This window comes from Bradyrhizobium sp. CCBAU 53338 (genome assembly GCF_015291665.1).
Lineage (GTDB): Bacteria > Pseudomonadota > Alphaproteobacteria > Rhizobiales > Xanthobacteraceae > Bradyrhizobium.
Map to the genome: position 1 here is coordinate 5,768,728 of NZ_CP030048.1, position 24,379 is coordinate 5,793,106.

Sequence of the window (24,379 nt, forward strand, 5' to 3'; positions counted from 1 at the left end):
GGCGCCCCGCGCGACTCGCCCAGACAGCGACATTGCCTTCCATGGTATTGTCCCGGCAGGGGGATTCGCGCCTGCCAACAGAGATGCGTGCTTATGAAAATCACCCGCCTGCGCCTTCACGGCTTCAAGTCCTTCGTTGAGCCTACGGACTTCGTCATCGAGCCCGGCTTGACCGGCGTGGTCGGACCCAACGGTTGCGGCAAGTCGAATCTCGTCGAGGCGCTGCGCTGGGCGATGGGCGAGACGTCCTACAAGAGCTTGCGCGCGGCCGACATGGACGCGGTGATCTTCGCCGGCTCCGGCAACCGTCCGGCGCGCAACCACGCCGAAGTGACGATGACGATCGACAATGCCGATCGCACTGCGCCTGCGGCGATGAACGACAGCCAGCTTCTGGAAATCTCCCGCCGCATCGAGCGTGAGGCAGGCTCCGTCTATCGCATCAACGGCCGCGACGTGCGCGCCCGCGACGTGCAGATCCTGTTCGCGGACGCCGCAACCGGCGCCCGTTCGCCCGCGCTCGTCCACCAGGGCAAGATCGGCGAAATCATCCAGGCCAAGCCCGAGCAGCGCCGCCGCGTGCTGGAAGATGCCGCCGGTGTCGCCGGTCTGCACGCCCGCCGCCACGAGGCCGAGCTGCGGCTGAAGGCGGCCGAAACCAACCTCACGCGCGTCGAGGACGTGATCGGCCAGCTCTCCGGCCAGATGGAAGGCCTGAAGAAGCAGGCCCGCCAGGCCGTGCGCTATCGCGAGGTCGCGGCCAAGGTCCGCAAGGCCGAGGCTACGCTGTTTCATCTGCGCTGGATCGGCGCCCATGCCGACGTCAATGAATCCGGCCAGACCCACGATCTCGCGGTGCGCGAGATGGCCGAGCGTACCCAGCACCAGGCCGAAGCCGCACGTATCCAGGCGATCCGCGCCGCCGAAATGCCGGCGCTGCGCGATGCCGAAGCGCGCGCCGCCGCCGGCCTCCAGCGCCTGACCAACGCCCGCGAGCTGCTCGACCGCGAGGAAGAGCGCGCCAAGGAGCGCGTCGCCGAGCTCGAGCGCCGTCTCGCCCAGTTCGAAGGCGATATCTCGCGCGCCCAGCAGCAGACCATGGACGCCGACGTCGCGCTGCAGCGGCTCGACACCGAAGATTCCGAGCTGAAGGAAGAGATCAAGTCGCGCGTCGAGAAGCGCTCCGGCGTCGACGAGCGCGTCGGCGAGGCCGAGGCGGTGCTGACCGAAACCGAGCAGCAGTTCGCCGAGCTCACCACCGCGCTCGCCGACCTCACCGCCAAGCGCAACCAGCTCGAAGCCAACGTCCGCACTCACCGCGACAAGCTCGCCCGTCTCGACCAGGAGATCGCGAATGTCACGGCGGAAGAGCAGAAGCTGGCCGCCGACACCGGCGGCTTCGGCGATCTCGACGAGCTGACCGCCGCGGTCGAGACCGCCGAGCAAACGCTGGCGGCCTCCGAAGCCGCAGCCCAGGCGAGCGAAGCCGCGCATGTTGCCGCCCGTCAGACGCTGGAATCCTCGCGCTCGCCGCTGGTCGAAGCCGACAAGCGCGTGCAGCGGCTCGACACCGAGGCGCGCACGATCTCCAAGATCGTCAACGGCGAGACCAAGAATTTGTGGCCGCCGATCATCGACGGCATCACCGTCGACAAGGGCTTTGAAAAGGCCATTGGCGCTGCGCTCGGCGACGATCTCGACGCGCCGATCGATCCTTCGGCACCGATGCGCTGGACCAATGTCGGACACACCGAAGGCGATCCGGAGCTCCCCGAAGGCGTCACCCCGCTCGCCAACCATGTTCAGGCGCCGGCCGAGCTGACGCGCCGCCTGGCGCAGATCGGCGTGGTGCCGCGCGAGCGCGGGGCCGAGCTGGTCTCGCAGCTCAAGACCGGCCAGCGGCTGGTCTCGCCCGAGGGCGACGTCTGGCGCTGGGACGGTTTCGTCGCCGCCGCGCACGCCCCGACCGGTGCCGCACGGCGTCTCGCCGAGCGCGCCCGTCTCGTCGACATCGAGAACGAGCTGGAGCAGGCCCGCATCGACGCGCAGATCAAGCGTCAGGCGCTTGAAAATGCCGAGTCCGAATTGCAGATGGCGGCCAGCACCGAAGGCGCCAGCCGCGAAGCCATGCGTGCCGCGCAGCGCGAGCTGAACGTCGCGCGCGAGCGCCACGCCGCCGCCGAGCGCGAGATCAGCCGCCACGCCGCCCGCAAGGCGACGCTGTCGGAGGCGCACAGCCGCCTTGCCGCCGACCGCGCCGAGGCCGAGGCCGCCTACGAATATGCCGAGGCCGGCATCAGCGAGCTGCCCTCGAGCGAGGACACCGAGACGCGTCTTGCCGCCGTCCGCAGCGACATCGAAGGCCAGCGCCGCATCGCCGCCCAGGTCCGCGCCGAGGCGCAGGCGCTGGCGCGCGAGGCTGAGTTGGCCGACCGCCGCGTCCAGGCGATCCTTGCCGAGCGCACCGAGTGGGCGAACCGCAAGGAGAGCGCGGCCTCCCATATCGACACCATCCAGGCCCGTATCGCCGAACTCACGATCGAGCGCAGCGAGCTCGAGAACGCGCCCGCCGTGTTCGCCGAGAAGCGCAGCGCGCTGATCACCGAGATCGAATACGCCGAGAACGACCGCCGCATGGCCGCCGATGCGCTCGCCACCGCGGAGACCGCGATGGCCGAGACCGACCGCGTCGCCAAGCTGACTCTCGAAGCGCTCTCCAGCGCGCGCGAGGCCACGGCGCGCGCGGAGGAGCGCATGGAAGGCTCCCGGCGCCGGCTCGAGGACATCGAGCGCGAGATCCGCGACATGCTCGAAGTCGAGCCGCAGGCCGTGGCCGGCCTTGCCGAGATCGAGCCCGGCGCAGAGCTGCCGCCGCTGCACGACATCGAGGAAGACCTCGAAAAGATGCGCCGCGACCGCGAGCGCCTCGGCGCCGTCAATTTGCGCGCCGAGGAAGAGCTGCGCGAGGTCGAGACCCAGCACACCGGTCTCGTCACCGAACGCGACGACCTGGTCGAGGCCATCAAGCGGCTGCGCCAGGGCATCCAGAGCCTCAACAAGGAAGCGCGCGAGCGCCTGCTGACCTCGTTCGAGGTCGTCAACAACCACTTCAAGCGCCTGTTCGTCGAGCTGTTCGGCGGCGGCGAGGCGGCGCTGCACCTGATCGAGAGCGATGATCCGCTGGAAGCCGGCCTCGAAATCATTGCCAAGCCGCCAGGCAAGAAGCCGCAGACGCTGTCGCTGCTCTCGGGCGGCGAGCAGGCGCTGACCGCGATGGCGCTGATCTTCGCGGTGTTCCTGACCAACCCCTCGCCGATCTGCGTGCTGGACGAAGTCGACGCACCGCTCGACGACCACAACGTCGAACGGTACTGCAACCTCCTGCACGAGATGACCGGCTCGACCGACACGCGCTTCATCATCATCACGCACAATCCGATCACGATGGCGCGGATGAACCGGCTGTTCGGCGTCACCATGGCCGAGCGCGGCGTCTCCCAGCTCGTCTCGGTGAGCCTGGCCGAGGCCGTGGACATTCTCGACCAGAACGTGGCGTGAGGCCGCTGGCCCAGAAATGACGGTGGGCGAACATGATCTCGCCTACCCTCCCGCCTGAACTGAAAGCGGCCCTAGACGGCAAGCTGCAGGGCTTTTCGCGCACCGACGCCGCGCAACGCTCACAGAAAATCTCGACCACCTATCGCGCAGGCGGCGGCTCCGGCACGATCAAGTCGGACGCCGACGCGCTCGCCTATGCGCTGGCGCGCATGCCCGCGACCTACGCGGCCGTCGCCGCCAGCCTGAATGCGCTAACCGAGATCGCGCCGGATCTCACCCCGGAAACACTGCTCGACGTCGGTGCCGGCCCCGGCACCGCAAGCTGGGCCGCCGCCGAAGCATTTCCGTCACTGCAGGATTTCACGCTACTCGACGCCAATGCCACGCTGAGCCGGCTAGCGCTCGAGCTCACCCGTGACAGCACGCGGCTGTCGGAGTGCCGCTATCTGCCTGGCGACGCCGGCGGCAACCTCGCCGAGCTCTCGCAGGCCGACCTCGTCGTTGCCAGCTACATCATCGGCGAGCTCGGCGAGGCTGATCAGCGCAAGCTCGCGGAAGCCATGTGGACGAAAGCGCGCCATGCACTGGTCGTGATCGAGCCCGGCACGCCCGCCGGCTATGCCCGCATCCTCGCGCTGCGTCACCAGCTCATTGAGCAAGGTGCCTACGTCGCCGCGCCCTGCCCACACGAGAAGCCCTGCCCGCTTGCCGCACCCGACTGGTGCCACTTCTCCCAGCGCTTGCCGCGCTCGCAGGCGCACCGCCAGATCAAGGGCGCCGAGGTGCCATTCGAGGACGAACGCTTCATCTACGTCGCCCTCACCCGCACGCCGCCGGCAACCCGCGCGCTGCGCGTTCTGGCACCGCCTGATGTCGGCAAGGCTGAGATCACGGCCAAGCTTTGCACGGAGGATGGCGTCGCCACCACCAAAATCCCGCGGCGCCACAAGGCTGCTTATGCAGACGCGCGGCGCTGGCGCTGGGGTGAAGCTGTCACAGGACGCGACCACTTCGACGACTGAGCTTATGCCTATGATACCTTGTTGGATCATGCTATTATAGGTTGCTACCGCGCATATGGTTTGACCATCGGCACGATGAACACATCAGTCCCACAGCACCCTCCTCCCAAACAAACACTGATATTCATTTCAGGATGGACCGTTGAGATCGACCTGGCGGCACGACGGCTGACGATACTGAGGAAGGTCTGGCGGAAAACGGTCGTGAACTACTGCACCTTCGACGAATGCAGTGCAGTGGGTACGGTCAAGTACGAGGACGAAGGGCCAAATCCGTTTGGCGTATATTTGGACTTCAGAGGCGGAAGAGAGGTCATTCCGGCAGGCCCCAAGAGTGAGGCTTCAAGACTTGCTTCGGAATTGTCCGCAACGACGGGGATACCACGGCGCGACGCAAAAAGCTGGCACCGCTCGCTGTGGGGCTCTGATGACGACTGACGGCGGATGTGGACGGTATGATCGGGTAACGCCGACCACAAATATGGCCGAAAGTTAACCACCGTTCACCACTTTCGCCTTGAACTTGGATGGCGTCCCACTCGACCAAGTCTTACCTCCCTTCTGTGCCGGGGCTCTCGCCCTGCGCCAATTTGGTCTAGGCTACGGCCGCCTTCTTCCCCCTTCAGGAGTTCTCCATGTCGACCGGCTGGATCGTTCTCGGCGTCATCGTCGTTCTCGTCTTCCTGGCCTTCAGTGCCTACAACCGGCTGGTGGCGCTGGGCCAGCGCGTCGGGCAGGCCTTTGCCGATGTCGACGTGCAGCTCAAGCAGCGTCACGATTTGATCCCGAACCTGGTCGAGACCGTGAAGGGCTATGCCTCGCACGAGCGCGGCACGCTCGACGACGTCATCAAGGCGCGGAATTCGGCGATGTCGGCGCAGGGGCCGGCCCAGGTGTCCGCCGCCGAGACCCAGCTCTCCGGCGCACTCGGACGGCTGATCGCGCTGTCGGAGGCCTATCCCGACCTCAAGGCCAACGCCAATTTCCAGCAGCTCGCATCCGAGCTGTCCGACCTCGAGAACAAGATCGCCGCGAGCCGCCGCTTCTTCAACAACGCGGTCCAGGAATACAACACCGGCATCCAGCAGATGCCTGCGGCGCTGTTCGCCGGCATGTTCGGCTTCACCAAGAAGGACTTCTTCGATCTCGGCGCCAGCCGCGCCGAGGTCGAGGCTGCGCCTCAGGTGAAATTCTGATCTGAGCCTATAGGCCGGCAGGGCAACGCGTCATGGCCGCGTATGGTCTCTACACGCACATCGCCTCGAACAAGTTTCGTTCGATGCTGCTGCTCGCCGGCCTGTTCGCGCTGGTCTATGTGCTGGTCTATGCCGGCGCGCTGGTCGCCGAGGTCGTCCTCAACGGCAATCAGACCGTCGCCTATTATCTGAACCGCGCCCTCCACGACCTGATCGTCGCCTTTCCCTTTGCGACAGCCGGCGCGATCGCCTGGATCGTCATCGCCTATTTCTTCCACCAGTCGATGATCGACGCCGTGACCGGCGGCCACGGTGTTAGCAGGCAGGAGGAGCCGCGCCTCTACAATCTGCTCGAAAATCTCTGCATCTCGCGCGGCATCACCATGCCGAAGCTGAAGATCATGGAATCGCCAGCGCTGAACGCGTTCGCGACCGGCCTCAACCCGCGGCAATATGCCGTCACCGTCACCACGGGTCTGCTGCAGGCGCTGAACGACCAGGAGATCGAGGCGGTGCTGGGCCACGAGCTCACTCACATCAAGAACGGCGACGTGCAGCTGATGGTGGTTGCCGTGATCATCGCCGGCGTGGTCGGATTCTTCGGCGAATTGTTCTTCCGCCTGTTCACCAATTTGAGCTGGAGCTCCGGTGGCGGGTCGTGGTCATCGGGCTCCTCCTCGTCGTCGCGGTCGTCGTCGTCGAGCAACGACAACAAGAACTCCGGCGGCGGCGCGGTGATCGTGATCATCATCGCGGTCGTGCTGATCGTCGTGGCCTGGTTGGTGTCGCAGGTGGTGAAGCTCGCCCTGTCGCGCTCGCGCGAATATCTCGCCGATGCCGGCTCGGTCGAGCTGACCAAGAATCCCGACGCCATGATCTCGGCGCTGCGCAAGATCGAGGGCCGCGGCGAATTGCCCGGCGCAACCTCCGCGGTGATGGAGCTGTGCCTGGACAATCCGCGCGAAGGCTTTTCCGATCTGTTCGCCACCCACCCCTCGGTGCAGTCCCGCGTCGACGCGCTGGTCAAATTCGCTGGCGGCCACGATCCCGGTCCGCTGCCACCGCCATCCGATGAGGCGGAACAGCCTGCCACGGACGTACCCGAAGCGCAGGCCGGTCAGCAGGACACCCCGCCGCCAGTACCGCAGGGGCCGTGGAACGATGCGGGCGGTCGGTCGACGCCACCGCCCGTCCCTACCCCAGGCGCTTCCGGAACCGCAGCCGGCAATCCGTTACCCAATCCAATCGGCAATCCCATGGGTCCGTGGGGCCGCCACTGAGCTGCCGCGTCTTCTGTCGTTTCCTGGGCCGGTTTCACGACCTTTGGGAAAAACTCCGGGAATTGCTTCAACGGGATACCGGAGATTTGAATTCTCCCTTGTTTCTGCCATGTTCGCGCCCAACAGCAGACTCGGGACTATCCTTGGGACATCGATTTGGGGCCCGGCCGATTGCGACCTCGCGATCGGGGGCGCGCGTTAGGGGACAGCAATGGCAAAGCCGGCAGTGGTTGTGGTGGGCGCGGACAAGGGCGGGGTCGGCAAGACCACGGTATCGCGCACCCTGCTCGATTATTTTTCCGCCAACAACGTGCCGACGCGCGCGTTCGACACGGAGTCGCCGCGGGGAACCCTGAAGCGCTTCCACCCCGAGATCACCGAGATCGTCGACATGACGACGACGGCCGACCAGATGAAGATTTTCGACACGCTCAACGCAGTCAGCCCGTCGGTGACCGTCATCGACGTTCGCGCCGGCCTGCTCTCGCCCGCGTTGGCCTCGCTGCGCGACATCGGCTTCCTCGACGCCGCCAAGGCAGGCCAGATCACCTTCGCGGTATTCCACATCCTCGGACCCTCGATCGCCTCGCTGGAGGAGATCGCCGAGACCGCCGGCTTCATGACCGGCGCGAAATATTTCCTGGTGAAAAACTTCATCAACGACACCCAATTCTTCCAGTGGGACCAGGCGACCTACAATTCCTACTTCCACCGCATCAAGGATGCGACCGAACTGACCATCCCGAAGCTCAACGAAATGGCCTATGAGCAGGTCGAGGTGTCGTCCGTCCCGTTCCTGAAATTCGTCGCCAACAAGGGCATCCACGACGAGGCCGCGAACTACTCCTTCGTGCTGCGCGGCTATGTCCGGCACTGGCTGGCCAACGTCTGGAGCGAATTCGACCGCATCCGCCTGACCGACATCGTCGGTTCGAAACCCGTGACCCGCAACAGCGAAAAATAGTTGCGAAGGCCGGGCTGATACGGCTGGATTGGGCGGTGAGTTGGCCTGATATAGCTGTCGATGTCCGCGACGCCCCTCTACATCATCTGCTCGCCCCGCCCGCAGGTCGGCAAGACGCTGCTGGCGCGGCTATTGAGCGAATTCCTCCTGCTCAAGAACGGTAATGTCGCGGCTTTCGACGTCAATCTGAAGGAGCCGTCGCTGCTCGATTACCTGCCGAAGGTGACCGAGACGGCTGACGTCATCGACACCTACGGCAAGATGCAGCTGATGGACCGCGTCATCGTCGATGACGGGCTCGCCAAGGTCATCGACCTCGGCTTCCACGCCTTCGACGAGTTCTTCAAGATGACCGACGAGATCGGCCTGCTCAAGGAAGCGGCGCGCCGGCATGTCGCGCCAATGATTCTCTTTGTCGCCGACACCGACCGCGTCTCGGCCCGCGCCCACGAGACGCTTCGCCAGCAGATCCCGCGGATGAACCTGATCACCGTCGACAACGAGTTCGTCGTCCGCGGCGAACTGCCGCCCGCGATGGCCGGCGGCCGGCTGTTCCGCCTGCCCGCGCTGCCCGGCTTCCTCAAGACCTATATCGACCGGCTGAACTTCTCCTTCACCGGCTATCTGCGCCATGAGAAGGATTCATCGACGGAGCTGCACCAGTGGGTCCGGCGCAATTACCTCGCCTTCCGCGAGCTCGAGCTCAGCCTGATCCTGCAACGGTCGTGAGTATTTTATCCGGGTAGTATTTACACAACGTGGCCCAACCGTTACTGAGGCTGCACAACAGCATTTCTCAGCGAGATCTTCCCGTGAGCATCGACCGGAAAGCAGCCATCGCCGCCTACAAGGAGCGGAAGACCATTGCGGGCATCTACGTGATCCGCTGCGGCGCCTCCAGCATGGTCTGGGTCGGCCAGGCCCCGAATCTCGAGACCATCCAGAACCGCATCTGGTTCACCCTGCGCCAGGGCGGCCACCCCTGCCGCAGCCTCCAGGCCGCTTGGAACGCACATGGCGAGGCTGGCCTGACGTTCGGCGAATGCGAGCGACTGGAGGATGAGGAGAGTGCCTATGTCAGGAACGCGCTGCTGAAGGAGCGCGTGCTGCATTGGCGGGACGAGCTGAAGGCCGAGGTGATTTAAAGAAAGCCCCGGCGGCTCAATGCCCCTCGAACGTCATCAGCGTGCGCACCGGCACGTCCATGGCGCGCAGCTTGGCGGCACCGCCGAGCTCGGGCAGATCGATGATGAAACAGGCGGCGACGACATTGGCGCCGATCTGGCGCAGCAGCTTCCCCGCACCTTCCGCGGTGCCGCCGGTGGCGATGAGGTCGTCGACCAGGATGACGCGCTCGCCGGGCTGGATCGCGTCGACATGCATCTCCATCTCGTCGATGCCGTATTCGAGCGAATAAGCGATGCGCACGGTGGTATGCGGCAGCTTGCCCTTCTTGCGGATCGGCACGAATCCGGCCGAGAGCTGATGGGCGACCGCGCCGCCGATGATGAAACCGCGCGCTTCCATGCCGGCAACCTTGTCGATCTTGTTGCCGGCCCAGGGATTGACCAGCTCGTCGACCGCGCGGCGGAAGGCGCGCGCATCCGCGAGCAAGGTCGTGATGTCGCGAAACATGATCCCCGGCTTGGGATAGTCGGGGATGGTGCGGACGCTCGCCTTCAAATCGTGGTCAAAAGTCATTGGTGCCTCTCAATTGACCGGCGCATCCAGCCGGAACGCATTCTCGACAATCTTCAATCCGACCTCGTTGCCGAGCGACATCAGCGACTCCGGATGGAATTGCACGCCGGCGACCGGCAGGGTCTTGTGCTCGAGCGCCATGGCGACGCCGTCCTCGGTGCTGGCGGTGACATCGAGAACGTCCGGCATGCTGTCGCCCTCGACGAAGAGCGAATGATAGCGGCCGATGACGATCTCGTTCGGCAGATTGCGCATCAAGCGCCCGCCGCGCACCTGCACCCGCGAGGGCCGGCCGTGGGCGGGATGCGTGAGCTGGCCGAGCTCGCCGCCGAAATATTCGCCGATCGCCTGCACGCCGAGACAGACGCCGAACACCGGCAGCTTGTTCGCCAGCGCCGCATCGATCGTCTTCTTGATCCCGAAGTCCTCCGGGCGGCCCGGGCCGGGCGACAGCACCAGCAAGTCCCACCTCTTCTGCTCGAGCATGTCGAGCGCATGCACATAGCGGACCACGGTGACGCTGGCGCCGACTTGCCGGAAATAGTCAGCCAGCATATGGACGAAGCTGTCATCGTGGTCGATCAGCAGCACGCGCTTGCCTGAACCTGTGGCGTCGGGGGCAAAGGCCGACAGCGGCTTGGGCGGATCGCCACGCAGCGCCTGGAACAGCGCCGCGGCCTTGACCTGGCATTCGCGGTCTTCCGCGGCGGGATCGGAGTCAAACAGGCAGGTCGCGCCGACGCGGACCTCGGCGAGACCGTCCTTCATGCGGATGGTGCGGATGGTGAGGCCGGTATTGATGCTGCCGTCAAAGTTCACCGCGCCGATCGCGCCGGCATACCAGCGCCGCGGCGAACGCTCGTGATCCTCGACGAACTGCATCGCCCACAGCTTCGGCGCGCCTGTCACGGTGACGGCCCAGGCGTGGGTGAGGAAGGCGTCGAGCGCGTCGAAGCCGGGGCGCAGCATGCCCTCGACATGGTCTACCGTGTGGAACAGCTTCGAGTAGGTCTCGATTTGCCGGCGCGCGAGTACCTTGATCGTGCCGGGCACGCAGACGCGCGCCTTGTCATTGCGATCGACGTCGGTGCACATGTTGAGCTCGAACTCGTCCTTCTCCGAGTTCAGGAGCTGGCGGATCTGCTCTGCATCGCCGATGGCATCGGTGCCGCGCGCGATCGTGCCAGAGATGGGACAGGTCTCGACGCGGCGTCCATCGGAGCGCACGAACATTTCCGGTGACGCCGAGACGAGGAATTCGCCCTCGCCGAGATTCATCAGGGCACCATAGGGCGACGGGTTGATGACGCAGAGACGCTGGAACACTTCGGCCGGCGAGCGCTCGCAGGGCTCGGCGAAAAGCTGCCCCGGCACCGCTTCGAACAGATCACCGCGGGCAAAGGCTGCGCGCGCGGTCTCGACGGTGGCCTGATATTCGCCGGGCGCGTGGTCGGCAAAACCCTGGCGCCCGGTTTTCACGTAGGGGCTCTCGACGGTCTCGCGCGGCAGGCCTTCGGTCGATTGGCCCTTCCAGGCGAAATCGTAGCTGAGCACCACGCCGCGCCCGGTGGCGCGGTCGTAGGCGAGCAGGCGATCGGGGACGTAGAGCACGATGTCGCGCTGGTCATTTTCGCGCGTGCGCTTCTGCACGAGGTCCTCGATCTGGAAGACCAGGTCGTAGGCAAAAGCGCCGAACAGGCCGAGCAGCCCGTCGTCATTGGCGGAGAAGGCGGCGACGAGATCGCGCACCAGCGACATCACGCTGGCGCGACGCGTGCGCTGGTCTTCCTCGACGGGCGCTTCGCCGCGGATGATATGTCCGGCAAGACGCGTCGCGGTCTTCTCCGAGATCACCACACAGGGCTCGTGGAGGACCTCGGCGAGGAAGGCGATCAGCACCTGACCGCGCTCGTTCAGCGCTTCGAGCTTGAAATTGACGCCAACGGTTTCGAGCTTGAGCGGCGGATCGGAGAAGCCGAGATCGAAGCTCTCGTAACGGCCCGGCACGGTCGTGCCCGAGGACAGTACCACGCCGCGGCGGCGGTCGAGCAGGCTGACGAGATCGTCGAGCCGGTTGGCGCCGCCGGTGAACTGTTCGGCTACGCGCGTGATCGCGAGACCGCCACGGGTGACGTAATCGCTTCTGGGTGGAAGAGCAAAGACTGTCCTGTTCATGGGGTCCTCTTACGAAACTTGCCGAGGGAACGCCACACAGGACAAACGATCAGGCCGCCGCGCTGTGCTGGCGACCTCACACGATTTTGGGAAAGCAAATCGCACCGGCCACCTCTTAGGAGGTGCGCCACCAACGACGGGATGGGCGGGCTGCTGTGCTCATGGGCGGGATAATCACCATGACGCGGGGGCGGCGTCAAGGGCCGGAACCTACGCCAGTTCGGGCTGAAACGGCCGTCAGCCGGCGATTGCCTGCGCCTAACTAAAGCTCGTCGCCCTGAGGTACCCAGTCGAACTGGCGTTTCTTCCGATCCCATTTCAGGACAGAGCCTTCGTCGCACTCCATGCATGCCGAGGTGACCAGCGCGCCATCCTTCCCCTTTTGAAGAGCACCGAATTGACGGTCCGTGCGCACGGCGCTGACAAACCGGATCTTGGGCTTTCCGCCAGCGGGTTGATCGATGATCAGGACGAACCTTCCCTTCGCGCCGGCGCACTCCTGAAAGACGCCGACCAGCGCCACCTGCTTCGTCGTCGTGCCATCGAAATGCCCCTCGATCGCGAAGGACATGTTGACCGCGGCCATGGCATCGGTGTTGCCATCGAAGAGCAGTTCCCTTGGAATGAGATCCTTGCGGAATTCAGTCGCCTTGCACCAGCTCTTGCGGATCTGGTTCGCAGGTATGCCGCGAACCTCGGTCGTGAACGGATGGAATTCCGCGATGACCCACCAGGCCTCCTTCTTCGGATCGCCGTTCAGGGTCACAAATGCCTGCTGTGCCGCGGCCTGAGCCGTCGTCACCGCAACGAGGACGCCAATGCCGATGGTCGAACGGACGATCGCGCCAAGGACGCGGCGCATGAGAGACGTCGTCGACATGCTCCGCTGCCCCCGCCCGATCGCCCCGGTATCATCCGAGATGCTTTTTGAAGAACTCCGTCGCCCGGCCCCAGGCAAGCTCGGCGGCTTCGCGGTCGTGCACGGCCTGGCGCTGCTCGTTGACGAAGGCGTGCTCGGCGTCATAGCGGAACAGTTCGAGCGATTTACCGGCGGCCTTCATGGCCTTTTCGAAGCCACCGACCAGCTCTGGCGTGCACCAATCGTCCTTGTTGGCGAAATGAGCCTGCAGCGGGATCTTTACGTCGGCGGGTTTGGCCGCCTGCTCCGGCGGGATGCCGTAGAACACCACACCGGCGGCGAGCTCCGGCACGTGCACCGCGCCGATGATGGTCACGGCGCCGCCGAGGCAGAAGCCCGTCAGCCCGACCTTGGCGCCGTTGCGCGACAGATATTGCGTGGCGCCACGCACGGTCTGTGTGGTGGCGTCCATGAAGTCGAGCGAGTTCATCTCTTTGCCGGCCGCGTCCGTATCGTGATACGGCACCACCTTTCCCTTGTAGAGATCCGGCGCCAGCGCATCGAAGCCGGCGAGCGCGAAGCGGTCGCACAGGCCCTTGATCTGGTCCGACAGGCCCCACCATTCCTGGATCACGACCACGCCCGGCGCGTTGCCGCGTGCGGCATTGGCCAGATAGCCCGAGGCGTCCTTGCCGTCCGGACGCTTGAAAGTGATGCTGGTTCCCATGGTGTCCTCCGATGGGTTCTGTTGGGGGCAATGAGCAACATTTTGGCGGGTGCGCCGACCCGGCGCAATCCAAACGTTCGTCATTCCGGGATGGTCCGAAGGACCAGACCCGGAATGACGACACCGACAAAAAAGCCCCCATGCGGGGGCTTCTTCGGTCTCGTTTCGCGTCAGGCCCGCTCAGTGCGAGTCGGCCCAGACCTTCTTCTTGGTGAAGTACATCAGGAACGCGAACAGGATCAGGAACACGAACACCTGGAGGCCGAGGCGCTTACGCGCTTCCATGTGCGGTTCGGCGGTCCACATCAAGAACGTGGTGACGTCGTGAGCGTACTGCGCGACGGTGGCCGGCGAGCCGTCGTCATAAGTCACCTGGCCATCGCTGAGCGGCTTCGGCATCTTGATGGCATGGCCCGGGAAGTACTTGTTGTAGTACGTCCCCTCCGGCACCGTGACTCCCTCTGGCGGCTTATCTTCAAAGCCCTGGAGGATCGCGTCGACGTAGTTCGGGCCCTGCTCCTGGAACTGGGTGAAGAAGTCGAAGATGAACTGCGGAAACCCGCGCTCATAGGACCGCGCCTTGGTGATCAGCGAGAGGTCCGGTGGCGCTTTGCCACCGTTCGCCGCAGCCGCCGCCTGCTCGTTGGGGAACGGCGACGGGAAGTAATCCGCCGTGCGGCCCGGACGCTCGAACATGTCGCCCGCATCGTTCGGGCCGTCCTTGATCTTGTAGTCGGCCGCGAAGGCAGCCGCCTGTGCCACCGAATAGCCCGGCCCGCCGGGATCGGCGAGGTTGCGGAACGCGATGTAGTTCAGGCTGTGGCAGTTCGAGCAGACTTCCTTGTAAACCTTGAGGCCACGCTGGAGCGAGCCACGGTCAAACTTGCCGAATGGGCCGGCGAACGACCACTTGTTCGACGGAGGCTGCTGGTCCCCTTCGGCGCGGGCATCCTGCAAGGTGCCGACGAGCAGCGCTCCGGCAGCGACAAGCGCGACCATGACCGAAGCCGCGGCCTTGCCGCTCTTGACGAGGATCGCCTCCGAGATCGAGTTCGGCACCGGCCGCGGCTTCTCGATGCGCGAGAGCAGCGGCAGCACGATCAGGAAGTAGGCGAAGTAGCAGACCGTCAGAACCCGGCCGGCGATCACGTAGATGCCTTCCGGCGGCTGCGCGCCGAGATAGCCGAGCAGGATGCAGACCGCGACGAAGATCCAGAAGAACTGCTTGGCCAGCGGGCGGTACTTCGACGATTTGGTCCGGGCGGCATCCAGCCAGGGCAGGAAGCACAGGATGATGATCGCCGAGAACATGCCGATCACGCCCGCGAGCTTGTTCGGGATCGAGCGCAGGATCGCGTAGAACGGCAGGTAATACCATTCCGGCACGATGTGCGGCGGGGTCACGCCAGGGTTCGCCGGAATGTAGTTGTCGGCGTCGCCGAGATAGTTCGGCATGTAGAAGATGAACCAGGCGTAGAGCAGCAGGAAGCAGGCGACGCCGAAGCCGTCCTTGATGGTCGCATGCGGCGTGAACGGCACCGTGTCCTTTTCCGTCTTCGGCTCGACGCCGTCGGGATTGTTCTGGCCGGCGACATGCAGCGCCCAGACGTGGAGCACGACGACGCCCGCGATCAGGAACGGCAGCAGGTAGTGCAGCGAGAAGAAGCGGTTCAGCGTCGGGTTGCCGACCGAATAGCCGCCCCACAGCAGCGTCACGATGCTCTCGCCGACGTACGGAATTGCCGAGAACAGGTTGGTGATGACGGTGGCGCCCCAGAAGCTCATCTGGCCCCACGGCAGCACGTAGCCCATGAAGCCCGTCGCCATCATCAAGAGGTAGATGATGACGCCGAGGATCCAGAGCACCTCGCGCGGCTCCTTGTAGGAACCGTAATAGAGGCCGCGCAGCATGTGGACGTAGACCGCAAAGAAGAACATCGACGCGCCGCAGGCGTGCATGTTGCGCAGCAGCCAGCCGTAGTTCACGTCACGGACCAGCAGCTCGACCGACTTGAAGGCGAGATCGGCATGCGGCGTGTAGTGCATCGCCAGGATCACGCCGGTCAGAATCTGCATCCCCAGCATGAACGACAGAATGGCGCCGAAGGTCCACCAGTAGTTCAGGTTGCGCGGGGTGGGATAGACGACGAAGGAAGAATGCACGAGGCCGAGGATCGGCAGGCGCCGCTCGATCCATTGCAGGGCCGGATTGCTCGGCTGGTAGTCGGATGGTCCGCTCATGATGCGATCCTGAGGAAATAAAACGACGAGACGGCGCGAAGCTTCGGACGCGGGTCCGAAGCTCAGCCGATCTGGATTTTGGTATCGGAAACGAAAGTGTACGGCGGCACGGCCAGGTTCGCGGGCGCGGGCCCCTGGCGGATGCGGCCGGACGAATCGTACTGCGAACCATGGCAGGGGCAGAAGAACCCGTCGTAATTGCCTTCATGGGCGATCGGGATGCAGCCGAGATGGGTGCAGATGCCGATCACGACCAGCCACTGATCATGGCCGGCCTTGACCCGGGCCTCGTCGGACTGCGGATCGGGCAGGCTCGCCACGGGAACGGCGCGCGCCTCGTCGATCTGCTTCTTGGTGCGGTGGCTGATGTAGATCGGCTTGCCGCGCCAGAACACCTTGATGTCCTGCCCCTCGGCAACCGGGCTCAGATCGACCTCGATCGGCGCGCCGGCGGCGATGGTCGAGGCGTCCGGATTCATTTGGGAGATAAAGGGCCAGAGCGCGGCTGCGCCCCCTACTGCTGCAGCTGCCCCCGTTGCAACGAATAAGAAATCACGGCGTGTCGGATGGTCCGCCGAAGACGCTGTCGTCACGATTCCAACCCTTTCTTCTTATGCTGCCGGTGGAACCGCTCCAGGAGCCCCCAAGGTCCCCGGAACAGCGCTGCCGGCGCCCGCGGCCCCCCGCGGCGGCAGAACTTCACTTGTCGGCGCCAAAACAAGGCGAAAACAGCAGTCCAGAATCGTTCTATTGGCACCCTTGCAGGGCGAGCGCAAGCCCGCTAACGGCGCGGGAGCGTGCAATGCACGAATTCCGCGGCCGGCGATGTTTTATTGAGACATTTCCGGCCCACAACCAGCCCTGTAACGCTCATGCAGATCGCACTTTTCCAACCCGACATCCCCCAGAACACCGGCACGATTCTCCGCCTCTGCGCCTGCTTGGGGCTGGACGCCCACATCATCGAACCGGCCGGTTTCCCGGTCTCCGACCGGCATTTCCGCCGCGCGGGAATGGATTACCTCGACCACGTCAGCATCCTCAGGCACGATTCCTGGTCGAAATTCGGAGAATGGCGGGCGGCACACGGCTACCGCCTGCTGCTGTTCACCACCAAAGGCGCTACCGACTACCGCGATTTCCGTTACCAGACGTCCGACATCCTGCTATTCGGGCGCGAGAGCGCCGGCGTCACCGACGCGGTGGTCGAGGCCGCGGATGCGCGGCTGGTGATCCCGATCACCGAGGGGCTGCGGTCGCTCAATGTCGCCATGACCGCGGCGATGGCCGCAGGCGAAGCGCTCCGGCAGGTCCGGAACCCGCACGACTGACATGACGAGGAGAGAGAAGTGAGTTACGCGGTCAAGGAAATCTTCCTGACCCTGCAAGGCGAAGGCGCCCATGCCGGGCGCGCGTCGGTGTTCTGCCGTTTTGCCGGCTGCAACCTCTGGAGCGGCCGCGAGGCCGATCGCGCCACTGCGACATGCCAGTTCTGCGACACCGATTTCGTCGGCACCGACGGCACGCTCGGCGGCCGCTACGCCACGGCCGTGGAACTCGCCGACACCATCGCCGGACAATGGACTGGAGCCACCGAGAACCGCTATGTGGTGCTGACCGGCGGCGAGCCGCTGCTCCAGGTCGATGACGCCCTGGTCGATGCGCTCCACGCACGCGGCTTCGAGATCGGCGTCGAGACCAACGGCACGGTTGCTCCACCAGATGGACTCGACTGGATCTGCGTCAGCCCCAAGGGCGGCAGCGAGTTGGTGCTGCGCGCCGGCCACGAACTGAAGCTGGTCTATCCGCAAGCCCTCGCCGCACCCGAAGCGTTCGAAGGCCTCGCCTTCGAGCGCTTCTCGCTGCAGCCGATGGACGGGCCCGAAGTGATCGAGAATACCGCGCGCGCGATCGACTATTGCCTGCGCCACCCGCAATGGCGGCTGAGCGTGCAGACGCATAAATCGCTCGGCATCAGATAGGACTGAACGGACAGATGTGGGAATTGACGAAACAGTTCCGCTTCGAGGCGGCGCATACGCTGAAGGGGACGACCTTTGGTGCGGCGAGCGAAGAAATCCACGGCCACTCCTTCCGCGCCGAGGTGACGGTGCGCGGCACGCCGGACCCTGCGACCGGCATGGTGGTCGATCTCGGCCTGCTCCAGCGCGCGATCGAGGATGTGCGCTTGATGCTCGACCACAAGTTCCTCAACAAGATCGAGGCGCTCGGCACACCGACGCTGGAGAACCTGTCGCGCTTCGTCTGGGAGCGGCTCGCGCATATCGGCAAGCTGACCCGCGTCAGCATCCACCGCGACAGTTGCAACGAGAGCTGCACCTATTACGGTCCGCAAGGGTGACGACATGACATCCCCGTTGGACCCGACACTGATCGAAGACCGCAAGGCCCGCGCGCGCAGCTGGTTCGAGCGCTTGCGCGACGACATCTGCGCGAGCTTCGAGCGGCTGGAAGACGACGCGCCGCAAAGCCTCTATCCGGGCGAGGCGGGCCGCTTCGCGCGCACGCCGTGGCAGCGCACCGATCACGGCGGGGCCAAGGGTGGCGGCGGCGTGATGTCGATGATGTCGGGCCGGCTGTTCGAGAAGGTCGGCGTGCACTGCTCGACCGTGCATGGCGAATTCGCGCCGGAGTTTCGGGCGCAGATTCCGGGCGCGGCAGAAGATCCGCGCTTCTGGGCCTCCGGCATCTCGCTGATCGCGCACATGCGCAATCCGCACGTGCCGGCCGTGCACATGAACACGCGCTTCGTCGTCACCACCAAGGCCTGGTTCGGCGGCGGCGCGGACCTGACGCCGGTGCTCGACCGCCGGCGCACGCAGGAGGATGCCGACACCCTCGCCTTCCACGCCGCAATGAAGGAGGCCTGCGACCAGCCCAACGGCGTCGCCGACTACGACAAGTACAGGAAGTGGTGCGACGAGTATTTCTACCTGCCGCACCGGAAAGAGGCGCGCGGCATCGGCGGCATCTTCTACGACTGGCACGACAGCGGCGACTGGGACGCCGACCTCGCCTTCACCCAGGACGTCGGCCGCGCCTTCCTCAAGATCTACCCCGACATTGTCAGGCGCAATTTTGCGAGCGCCTGGACCGCCAGGGATCGCGAGGAGCAGTTGATCCGCCGCGGCCGCTATGTCGAGTTCAACCTGCTCTACGACCGCGGCACCATCTTCGGGCTCAAGACCGGCGGCAATGTGGACTCGATCCTGTCGTCGCTGCCGCCGGAGGTGAAATGGCCATGAGCGTGATCAAGCCCCTTCCCCGCGCCATGCTGATCGACATGGACGACACCATCCTGTCGGCCTATGGCCGGCCGGAGATCGCCTGGAACACGATCGCGGAGGAATTCGCCGAGGAGCTCTCCCCGCTGCCGCCGGCACAGGTCGCAACGGCCGTGCTCGCCTATGCGCGAAACTTCTGGTCGAATGCGGAAGCTGCGTGGCGGATGAAGCTCGGCGAAGCACGGCGGCTCACGGTGCGCGGCGGTTTTGCTGCGCTCGCGGCAGCCGGCCACCGCCCCCTCTCTGATGATCTCGCCGCGCGCCTCGCCGACCGCTTCACCACCTATCGCGAAGAAGCGATCTTCGTCTTTCCGGGAGCGCATGACGCGATCGACGCATTCAAGGCGCACGGCGTCAAGCTCGCGCTGGTCACCAACGGCGCCGCCGACATGCAGCGCGCCAAGGTCGAGCGCTTCGAGCTGACCCATCGCTTCGACCACATCCAGATCGAGGGCGAGCATGGTTTCGGCAAGCCGGAGGAGCGCGCCTACCTGCACGCGATGGAGGCGCTCGGCGTCACCGCGGAAGATACCTGGATGATCGGCGACAATCTGGAATGGGAAGTCGTGACGCCGCAGCGCCTTGGCATCTATGCGATCTGGCTCGACGCGCATGGCGAGGGCCTGCCCGAAGGCTCGACCGTCAAGCCGGACCGCATCATCCGCTCGCTGACCGAGCTCGTGCCGGGCTGAATTCTCGAAAACAACCCCATGCACAGTAGGCGTCGCTGCAAAATCAAGGGTTTGCGGATTTTACGAAGAAGCGTTGACCCGTCGGGCAAAACAGGCGCATGATGCGATCGTCGGGATGCGTGCGATCCATCCTTCGAGACAACCGCTGGCCGGCCTCCTCGGCAATGAGGTCCGGGCTCCCCGGCGCGATGCAGTTCGCCTCCGCCCGTGTTCGGCGTGTCATGACAAATTGCTAGCCTCGCATTCGGGTCGATCAACTCGAAAGGACAATCCATGGAATTGAAAGCCGGCGATATCGTCATGCTGAAATCGGGCGGCCAGCCGCTGACCGTCGCGGAGGTCAAGGGCGAGGACGTGCTCTGCGTCTGGATGGGCATGGAAGGCGATCTCTTCCGCGAGACGCTGCCGCTCGCCACCCTCATCCAGGTGGAAGAGGATGAGGACGACGAGGAAGAAGACGACGAGGACGACGAATAGTCTAAAGCCGTGTACTCATAAACCCAGCGACGTGATGCAACGAACGCATTGTCCGCCTCGCCCCTATAGCGGCTGGGTTCATGCGGCGGCGCAATATGTCGCGATGCGCCACAAGGCGACATACGCGCACTCAGGTCGATCGTAGCTCCTTCACAAACTTTGGCAGCATCCTTCCTGGTATCGAGCCGGAGGGAGCGAGCCCACAGTCCTCAGCGCCCATTCGCCTGTAGAAGGGCGCGGCGTCCGGGTCGGCCTCAATCAATAGGCGTTCGGCACCCTTGCTTCTTGCTTTGTTCATCGCCCAAAGAAAGAGGGCTCTTCCGACGCCGCTACGCAGCGCAGTCGGTTCGATAAAAAGCTTCAGCAAATCAGCTTCGCTTCCGACAATCTTGATCTGCGCAACGCCAACGATCTCGCCATTCCCTTCGGCCACCGCTATTGAGCTTGATCGCAACTCGCTTGGTTCAAACGTGAGCTCTCTGCGACAGGCCTCCATGAAGTCGTTGTCGTAGCCCCACACTGCTTTCGACCGGAAGCACAATGCCGAGAGCGCTGGCAGTTCTTCGACTGTTGGGGCTCTGACAATGCATCGCAAGCAGGTGCCTCCCTCGGGATTGGCTGATACATAACAGTTCGAGCAACCAACCTCTCCTACGGGTCAAAATGCGAAGACCTCAGATTGAGCAGAACCAGTCCGCTCCACCCACTAAGCGGACCTTAGTGGGGCCTTTGCCGCGACTTCGTTGATGGGCCAAGTGGCGACATATCTTCTTTGGTTTATCAATCCAAGCCGGAAGGCGACATTCTTGGCTCAACCATGGTAGACCGTGCTCGACTTGCATTGCGCAAATCGACAATCGTGCGTCCGAAATCGTCAAAATTCTTAATTCCGAGAAAGCCAAACAGTTGAGGCTGACTCCTCGGCACCGCCAACCAAATAGAACCCGATGGTTTGCCTAGCTCTATCGATTTGCCCGCAACCATCTCCAGAGGATCACTGTATCGCTCAAGATAGACGCTTCCGTACTGGGTCCCATAGCTACGAACCTCCACGCTTTTGATTTCTTCGAGAGGCACGCCGAGCCATTTGCGGCCTGCCCTGACACGTATATTTCTATTCGTGAGGACGAACGAGAGCCCACGCGCGAGAAGCGCGATAAGCAAAAGGAAGATCGAAAATACAATAAGGTCGAGTAGCGCCAGGACTTTTAAGAGGAATATCAAGTGGCCGCCTTTCGTGAGCATCAGCACAACTACTAGAAAAGCACTCAAACCAAGCATGGAAAGGATAGCGGCCCGCGACGCTTCCCAACTATACAGAAACGGATTCGGCTTGGCCTCGGACAGGACTACTTCGTCTTCCGATAGTCCGCCAAGCCGATCCAGCTTGAGCGCCCTCATGATGCCGTTGAGCCTCCCGCTTGCGTCGCCGCCGCAAGAAATGACGCCCACAGTGGCTCCAGCATCGCCTTCGTTGCAGGTGGCAACATCAGCATAAGAGGGCATGTAGCGACCAGCGCCGTACAGTCCAACCGCTCCTTCATCGTGGGCGCGTGCCGTCGTTCCCTGCGAACGCCGTGAGCTTTCACTTCAATGGTCTGCACGGTGATAGCCCCGCTTCGAAATGTTCAGCGCACGGGGAAGGACACGAACATACGACGCGCTGTGGCAGCGCCCTAAACAGTGCGAATTCTAGTAAGCCGAGGGGAACCTAGCCATCAGAAAGTTGAACATCTGCCTGGCTGCAACCGATTTCGCGCGGCCTGTGGCCGCTCCGCAACATACAGACAGCCAGAGAGCTAATGACGCTGATGGGTCATTTTCGACGGTTTCAACAGGGATTGTCGGCCGGCTGATGTACGCTTCTGCCCGTAAGCGTCCAAGTTGCGCCTGCCTCCAAGCGTTGGCGGCGGACCAGATCGCTGTGATTCAAGCTTCCAAACTGGGGGCTCGAATCATGCGCTACAAACTCACTGATCATGAATGGATTGCCATCAAGCCAATGCTGCCGAACAAGCCGCGTGGAGTTCCTCGGGTGAACGCCCGTCATGTCCTCAATGGCATCTTCTGGGTCTTGCGCTCTGGAGCACCTTGGCGTGATCTGCCCGACATGTTTGGTCCATACACCACCTGCTACAATGGTTTCGTTCGTTGGCGGCGGGCTGGCGTTTGGGGCCGCATTGTCGACGCGCTTGCCGCTGCCCATGACGCCGCTGTTCAGATGATAGACACCTCCATTGTCCGCGTGCATCAGCACGGGGCCTGCATCACAAGGAACCTGCGCCAATCGATGGGACGGTCACGCGTGGCTTAACGAGCAAAATTCATGCGGTAGTCGATGGCAATGGTCTGCCCGTGCGGCTGGCGCTGAGCCCCGGTGAAGCCCACGACGTCCGACTTGCCGGAAAACTGCTGTCTCGTCTGAAATCCGGGTCAATGCTGCTTGCCGACCGTGGCTCTGACACCGACTGGATCAGAGAGCTTGGCATGAAAAAGGGCGCATGGGCCAACATCCCGCCGAAAAGCAATCGCAGCGATCCGATCTGCTTCAGCCCCTATCTTTACTACGCTCGCAACCGATCTGGTGCGTCAGGCTCCGACGCGAGAGATGTCCGCTTCTTGGCCGACAGCGGCGCACTGGCGGACATCGCGCGAGGTCGCCAGCAGGATTTGCAAATGGCACGACTGCTCGCCCCGTGCAGCCCGGCGATGCCGAGGATGTGACCGGCCGTGAAGCCGGTATCCGTTGGGGCCTTACGGTCGAGCGCCAATTAAAGGAGGCTACAGCATCTGCATCCGGAGAAAAAGCGATGCGCTCCATTTTGGCTTTGAGCCTTTTGATCGCGCTGTCAGGCGTCGCGAACGCGGCGTCTGCGCATCACCCCCACCGCCACGCCGTTATCCCCTCCCGGCAGGGCACGCCAGGTACCGCTTCGAGCTTTGCCTACGCACCGGCTCAGCCGCCGGGTCAATTCCGGTCCGGCCGCTCCTCGTGCGACGCGCCTGAACCGTACTTCGGCGCTTGCCAGGGTTATGCGCCCGGCGAGAAGGAGCGATTTCTCCACAGCCTGTACAGCCCATGAGGCTTCGCCAGTGCACGCGATGATGCGCGCCACTGCAGCGCGCGCGGGAGGCTCGTGCGGTGAAGGATCATAAGTTGGCGTCAGCCACGGGCCAGTCAGCGGAACAGGGGCTAATCGAGACCACCGCGATCCTTCTTGATGATCGCTCGCAGATCGTCGGCGTACTCTTCGACGATGGCCAACCGATCCCGCTCCGGCTCGCCGATCGGCGCTTCCTCTATGAGGCCGTCCCATTCGCGCCAATGCGTCGGAAACACATATACGCGCGAACCGGTCTGTGAATTGACCCAGCCCCGAAGCACGCGGCGACACGGGAAGACCAGTGCGTGTACCTGTCCGGCGGTGTCGATGACCGCCAGTTGCAAATTGCGATCAAACGGTGCCGTTGCCGTGGAATTCCACATGGCGCGCTCCCTCTTTGCAGGCGGGAGCGCGATCGGTCTCTCAGCCACCGACGCCTACGGGCAGAGCCAAATCAGTCTATCAGATTTCGTCGGGGACCTGTGGAAATTGTTACGCTCGACGAGTTGATCTTCGCGCGCAGGCGGCGACAAGAATCTTCAAGCACCGTCTGCAGGTTTTCGCAGCCTATGAGCAGCCGCTCCGCATGTTCGCGCTCGGTTGTGCCGAAGGGATGACCGTTGCGAGCATTCCTGACAAGGTTCACCCTGTCACGGCCCTCCGTTGCTTTTCTCTCGACAAATTCGAGATTTTCCAGCTCATGCGCGAGCTTGTCCAACTCGGCGATCAGCAGCCCGGTCACGCCCGTTCGCTTGTCAGTCGTCAGATCGTTGCCGTTCAGAAGGCCGATGAAGTGATCCACATTGGCTCTTGCGATGAAACGGTGCATTGGACCCCCTGATCCATGCGTCTCGATGATTCATTTTGCCGGTACTTCAATCGCGTCCGTTCGGTCCGGTCGAAGTGACGTCCGCTCGACTCCGCAGGGCCGACAGAAGGGGCCGGAGCGAATTGGACGCACCTGGACCGTCAGCAGATTGAAATCATGATCAATATTGGCATGAGCGACGTAGCCGTCCATCTGGCTCCCCTCTCTTGGACCGGGCTAGGTTAAGTCATCGATGCTCATTGCGGCCAT

General features: G+C 63.8%; 25 protein-coding genes and 1 pseudogene. 15 read left to right on the forward strand and 11 right to left on the reverse strand.

Annotated features, from left to right (window positions below):
• Positions 1–93 precede the first annotated feature (93 nt).
• The 8 genes from smc (at position 94) to XH90_RS27020 (ending at position 9,165) form a co-directional block, all read left to right on the forward strand.
• A complete protein-coding gene (smc, locus tag XH90_RS26985; protein WP_194477331.1) occupies positions 94–3,558 on the forward strand; it encodes a chromosome segregation protein SMC in 3,465 nt (1,154 codons plus the stop codon).
• A 32-nt stretch (positions 3,559–3,590) separates the two neighbouring features.
• On the forward strand, positions 3,591–4,580 hold the full coding sequence (locus tag XH90_RS26990) for a small ribosomal subunit Rsm22 family protein (RefSeq protein WP_194477332.1): 990 nt from the start codon (positions 3,591–3,593) through the stop codon (positions 4,578–4,580).
• Positions 4,581–4,640: 60 nt separating this feature from the next.
• A complete protein-coding gene (locus XH90_RS26995) occupies positions 4,641–5,018 on the forward strand; it encodes a hypothetical protein (protein ID WP_194477333.1) in 378 nt (125 codons plus the stop codon).
• A gap of 197 nt (positions 5,019–5,215) precedes the next feature.
• A complete protein-coding gene (locus XH90_RS27000; protein WP_194477334.1) occupies positions 5,216–5,776 on the forward strand; it encodes a LemA family protein in 561 nt (186 codons plus the stop codon).
• Positions 5,777–5,808: 32 nt separating this feature from the next.
• A complete protein-coding gene (locus XH90_RS27005) occupies positions 5,809–7,056 on the forward strand; it encodes a M48 family metallopeptidase (protein ID WP_194477335.1) in 1,248 nt (415 codons plus the stop codon).
• Between the two features lie 211 nt (positions 7,057–7,267).
• Positions 7,268–8,020, forward strand: coding sequence for a hypothetical protein (locus tag XH90_RS27010; protein WP_194477336.1), 753 nt, complete (start codon positions 7,268–7,270; stop codon positions 8,018–8,020).
• Between the two features lie 60 nt (positions 8,021–8,080).
• Positions 8,081–8,749 (forward strand): hypothetical protein, encoded by a 669-nt coding sequence (locus tag XH90_RS27015; protein ID WP_194477337.1) that lies wholly within the window; start codon positions 8,081–8,083, stop codon positions 8,747–8,749.
• Between the two features lie 83 nt (positions 8,750–8,832).
• Positions 8,833–9,165: a GIY-YIG nuclease family protein gene (locus XH90_RS27020; protein WP_194477338.1), complete on the forward strand. Its 333-nt coding sequence runs from the start codon at positions 8,833–8,835 to the stop codon at positions 9,163–9,165.
• Between the two features lie 16 nt (positions 9,166–9,181).
• Here XH90_RS27020 and XH90_RS27025 read toward each other — a convergent pair whose 3' ends face one another.
• The 6 genes from XH90_RS27025 to petA form a co-directional block, all read right to left on the reverse strand.
• Entirely contained in the window at positions 9,182–9,721 is a 540-nt protein-coding gene (locus XH90_RS27025) for an adenine phosphoribosyltransferase (protein ID WP_194477339.1), read from the reverse strand.
• Positions 9,722–9,730: 9 nt separating this feature from the next.
• Positions 9,731–11,896 carry an anthranilate synthase component I gene (locus XH90_RS27030; RefSeq protein ID WP_194477340.1) on the reverse strand — a complete coding sequence of 722 codons (2,166 nt, stop codon included), beginning with the start codon at positions 11,894–11,896 and terminating at the stop codon, positions 9,731–9,733.
• Between the two features lie 262 nt (positions 11,897–12,158).
• The gene (locus XH90_RS27035) at positions 12,159–12,758 is read right to left on the reverse strand and encodes a hypothetical protein (protein ID WP_246755597.1); all 600 of its coding nucleotides are present in this window, start codon (positions 12,756–12,758) and stop codon (positions 12,159–12,161) included.
• 49 nt (positions 12,759–12,807) lie between these two features.
• On the reverse strand, positions 12,808–13,482 hold the full coding sequence (locus tag XH90_RS27040) for a dienelactone hydrolase family protein (protein WP_194477341.1): 675 nt from the start codon (positions 13,480–13,482) through the stop codon (positions 12,808–12,810).
• A 180-nt stretch (positions 13,483–13,662) separates the two neighbouring features.
• Positions 13,663–15,723 carry a cytochrome b/c1 gene (gene fbcH, locus XH90_RS27045; protein WP_194477342.1) on the reverse strand — a complete coding sequence of 687 codons (2,061 nt, stop codon included), beginning with the start codon at positions 15,721–15,723 and terminating at the stop codon, positions 13,663–13,665.
• A gap of 62 nt (positions 15,724–15,785) precedes the next feature.
• Positions 15,786–16,316 (reverse strand): ubiquinol-cytochrome c reductase iron-sulfur subunit, encoded by a 531-nt coding sequence (petA, locus tag XH90_RS27050; RefSeq protein ID WP_194477343.1) that lies wholly within the window; start codon positions 16,314–16,316, stop codon positions 15,786–15,788.
• 279 nt (positions 16,317–16,595) lie between these two features.
• Between petA and XH90_RS27055 the strand changes: the two genes are divergently transcribed.
• From XH90_RS27055 to XH90_RS27080, 6 genes are all read left to right on the forward strand, one after another.
• Positions 16,596–17,054, forward strand: coding sequence for a tRNA (cytidine(34)-2'-O)-methyltransferase (locus XH90_RS27055; RefSeq protein ID WP_194477344.1), 459 nt, complete (start codon positions 16,596–16,598; stop codon positions 17,052–17,054).
• Positions 17,055–17,072: 18 nt separating this feature from the next.
• Positions 17,073–17,705 (forward strand): 7-carboxy-7-deazaguanine synthase, encoded by a 633-nt coding sequence (queE, locus tag XH90_RS27060; RefSeq protein WP_194477345.1) that lies wholly within the window; start codon positions 17,073–17,075, stop codon positions 17,703–17,705.
• A gap of 14 nt (positions 17,706–17,719) precedes the next feature.
• Complete coding sequence (locus XH90_RS27065) at positions 17,720–18,085, forward strand: 6-carboxytetrahydropterin synthase (RefSeq protein ID WP_194477346.1); 366 nt, start codon at positions 17,720–17,722, stop codon at positions 18,083–18,085.
• Between the two features lie 4 nt (positions 18,086–18,089).
• On the forward strand, positions 18,090–18,989 hold the full coding sequence (gene hemF, locus XH90_RS27070) for an oxygen-dependent coproporphyrinogen oxidase (RefSeq protein ID WP_194477347.1): 900 nt from the start codon (positions 18,090–18,092) through the stop codon (positions 18,987–18,989).
• Positions 18,980–19,720: an HAD family hydrolase gene (locus XH90_RS27075; protein WP_194477348.1), complete on the forward strand. Its 741-nt coding sequence runs from the start codon at positions 18,980–18,982 to the stop codon at positions 19,718–19,720. Before hemF ends, XH90_RS27075 begins: the two co-directional genes overlap by 10 nt.
• Before the next feature lie 273 nt (positions 19,721–19,993).
• Positions 19,994–20,197, forward strand: a complete 204-nt coding sequence (locus XH90_RS27080; RefSeq protein WP_194477349.1) for a YodC family protein — start codon at positions 19,994–19,996, stop codon at positions 20,195–20,197.
• Positions 20,198–20,327: 130 nt separating this feature from the next.
• Here the strand turns inward: XH90_RS27080 and XH90_RS27085 are convergent, their stop codons facing one another.
• Both XH90_RS27085 and XH90_RS27090 read right to left on the reverse strand, forming a co-directional pair.
• The gene (locus XH90_RS27085; RefSeq protein WP_210348702.1) at positions 20,328–20,717 is read right to left on the reverse strand and encodes a GNAT family N-acetyltransferase; all 390 of its coding nucleotides are present in this window, start codon (positions 20,715–20,717) and stop codon (positions 20,328–20,330) included.
• Positions 20,718–20,977: 260 nt separating this feature from the next.
• Positions 20,978–21,703, reverse strand: a complete 726-nt coding sequence (locus XH90_RS27090) for a hypothetical protein (protein WP_194477350.1) — start codon at positions 21,701–21,703, stop codon at positions 20,978–20,980.
• Between the two features lie 451 nt (positions 21,704–22,154).
• On the opposite strand from XH90_RS27090, the pseudogene XH90_RS27095 reads away from it, so the two are divergent.
• Positions 22,155–22,777, forward strand: a pseudogene (locus XH90_RS27095) (IS5 family transposase); the annotation flags it as partial.
• Between the two features lie 613 nt (positions 22,778–23,390).
• On the opposite strand, the gene XH90_RS27100 reads toward XH90_RS27095, so the two are convergent.
• The 3 genes from XH90_RS27100 to XH90_RS27110 all read right to left on the reverse strand — a co-directional run bounded on the left by XH90_RS27100 (position 23,391) and on the right by XH90_RS27110 (position 24,322).
• Positions 23,391–23,684 (reverse strand): hypothetical protein, encoded by a 294-nt coding sequence (locus XH90_RS27100; RefSeq protein ID WP_194482910.1) that lies wholly within the window; start codon positions 23,682–23,684, stop codon positions 23,391–23,393.
• A 71-nt stretch (positions 23,685–23,755) separates the two neighbouring features.
• Complete coding sequence (locus XH90_RS27105; protein WP_194477351.1) at positions 23,756–24,130, reverse strand: hypothetical protein; 375 nt, start codon at positions 24,128–24,130, stop codon at positions 23,756–23,758.
• Between the two features lie 30 nt (positions 24,131–24,160).
• Entirely contained in the window at positions 24,161–24,322 is a 162-nt protein-coding gene (locus XH90_RS27110) for a hypothetical protein (protein WP_194477352.1), read from the reverse strand.
• Positions 24,323–24,379: the final 57 nt, after the last annotated feature.

Bases quoted from the DNA above. Each gene is read 5' to 3' on its own strand.
- XH90_RS27030 (WP_194477340.1), bottom strand. From the start codon at position 11,896: ATGAACAGGACAGTCTTTGCTCTTCCACCCAGAAGCGATTACGTCACC.
- XH90_RS27040 (WP_194477341.1), bottom strand. From the start codon at position 13,482: ATGGGAACCAGCATCACTTTCAAGCGTCCGGACGGCAAGGACGCCTCG.
- XH90_RS27025 (WP_194477339.1), bottom strand. From the start codon at position 9,721: ATGACTTTTGACCACGATTTGAAGGCGAGCGTCCGCACCATCCCCGAC.
- XH90_RS27000 (WP_194477334.1), top strand. From the start codon at position 5,216: ATGTCGACCGGCTGGATCGTTCTCGGCGTCATCGTCGTTCTCGTCTTC.
- XH90_RS27090 (WP_194477350.1), bottom strand. From the start codon at position 21,703: ATGCCCTCTTATGCTGATGTTGCCACCTGCAACGAAGGCGATGCTGGA.
- XH90_RS27055 (WP_194477344.1), top strand. From the start codon at position 16,596: ATGCAGATCGCACTTTTCCAACCCGACATCCCCCAGAACACCGGCACG.
- XH90_RS27005 (WP_194477335.1), top strand. From the start codon at position 5,809: ATGGCCGCGTATGGTCTCTACACGCACATCGCCTCGAACAAGTTTCGT.
- XH90_RS27080 (WP_194477349.1), top strand. From the start codon at position 19,994: ATGGAATTGAAAGCCGGCGATATCGTCATGCTGAAATCGGGCGGCCAG.
- XH90_RS27015 (WP_194477337.1), top strand. From the start codon at position 8,081: ATGTCCGCGACGCCCCTCTACATCATCTGCTCGCCCCGCCCGCAGGTC.
- XH90_RS27105 (WP_194477351.1), bottom strand. From the start codon at position 24,130: ATGCACCGTTTCATCGCAAGAGCCAATGTGGATCACTTCATCGGCCTT.
- XH90_RS26990 (WP_194477332.1), top strand. From the start codon at position 3,591: ATGATCTCGCCTACCCTCCCGCCTGAACTGAAAGCGGCCCTAGACGGC.
- XH90_RS27075 (WP_194477348.1), top strand. From the start codon at position 18,980: ATGGCCATGAGCGTGATCAAGCCCCTTCCCCGCGCCATGCTGATCGAC.
- XH90_RS27035 (WP_246755597.1), bottom strand. From the start codon at position 12,758: ATGCGCCGCGTCCTTGGCGCGATCGTCCGTTCGACCATCGGCATTGGC.
- XH90_RS27100 (WP_194482910.1), bottom strand. From the start codon at position 23,684: ATGTGGAATTCCACGGCAACGGCACCGTTTGATCGCAATTTGCAACTG.
- smc (WP_194477331.1), top strand. From the start codon at position 94: ATGAAAATCACCCGCCTGCGCCTTCACGGCTTCAAGTCCTTCGTTGAG.
- XH90_RS27010 (WP_194477336.1), top strand. From the start codon at position 7,268: ATGGCAAAGCCGGCAGTGGTTGTGGTGGGCGCGGACAAGGGCGGGGTC.
- XH90_RS27110 (WP_194477352.1), bottom strand. From the start codon at position 24,322: ATGGACGGCTACGTCGCTCATGCCAATATTGATCATGATTTCAATCTG.
- fbcH (WP_194477342.1), bottom strand. From the start codon at position 15,723: ATGAGCGGACCATCCGACTACCAGCCGAGCAATCCGGCCCTGCAATGG.
- hemF (WP_194477347.1), top strand. From the start codon at position 18,090: ATGACATCCCCGTTGGACCCGACACTGATCGAAGACCGCAAGGCCCGC.
- XH90_RS27065 (WP_194477346.1), top strand. From the start codon at position 17,720: ATGTGGGAATTGACGAAACAGTTCCGCTTCGAGGCGGCGCATACGCTG.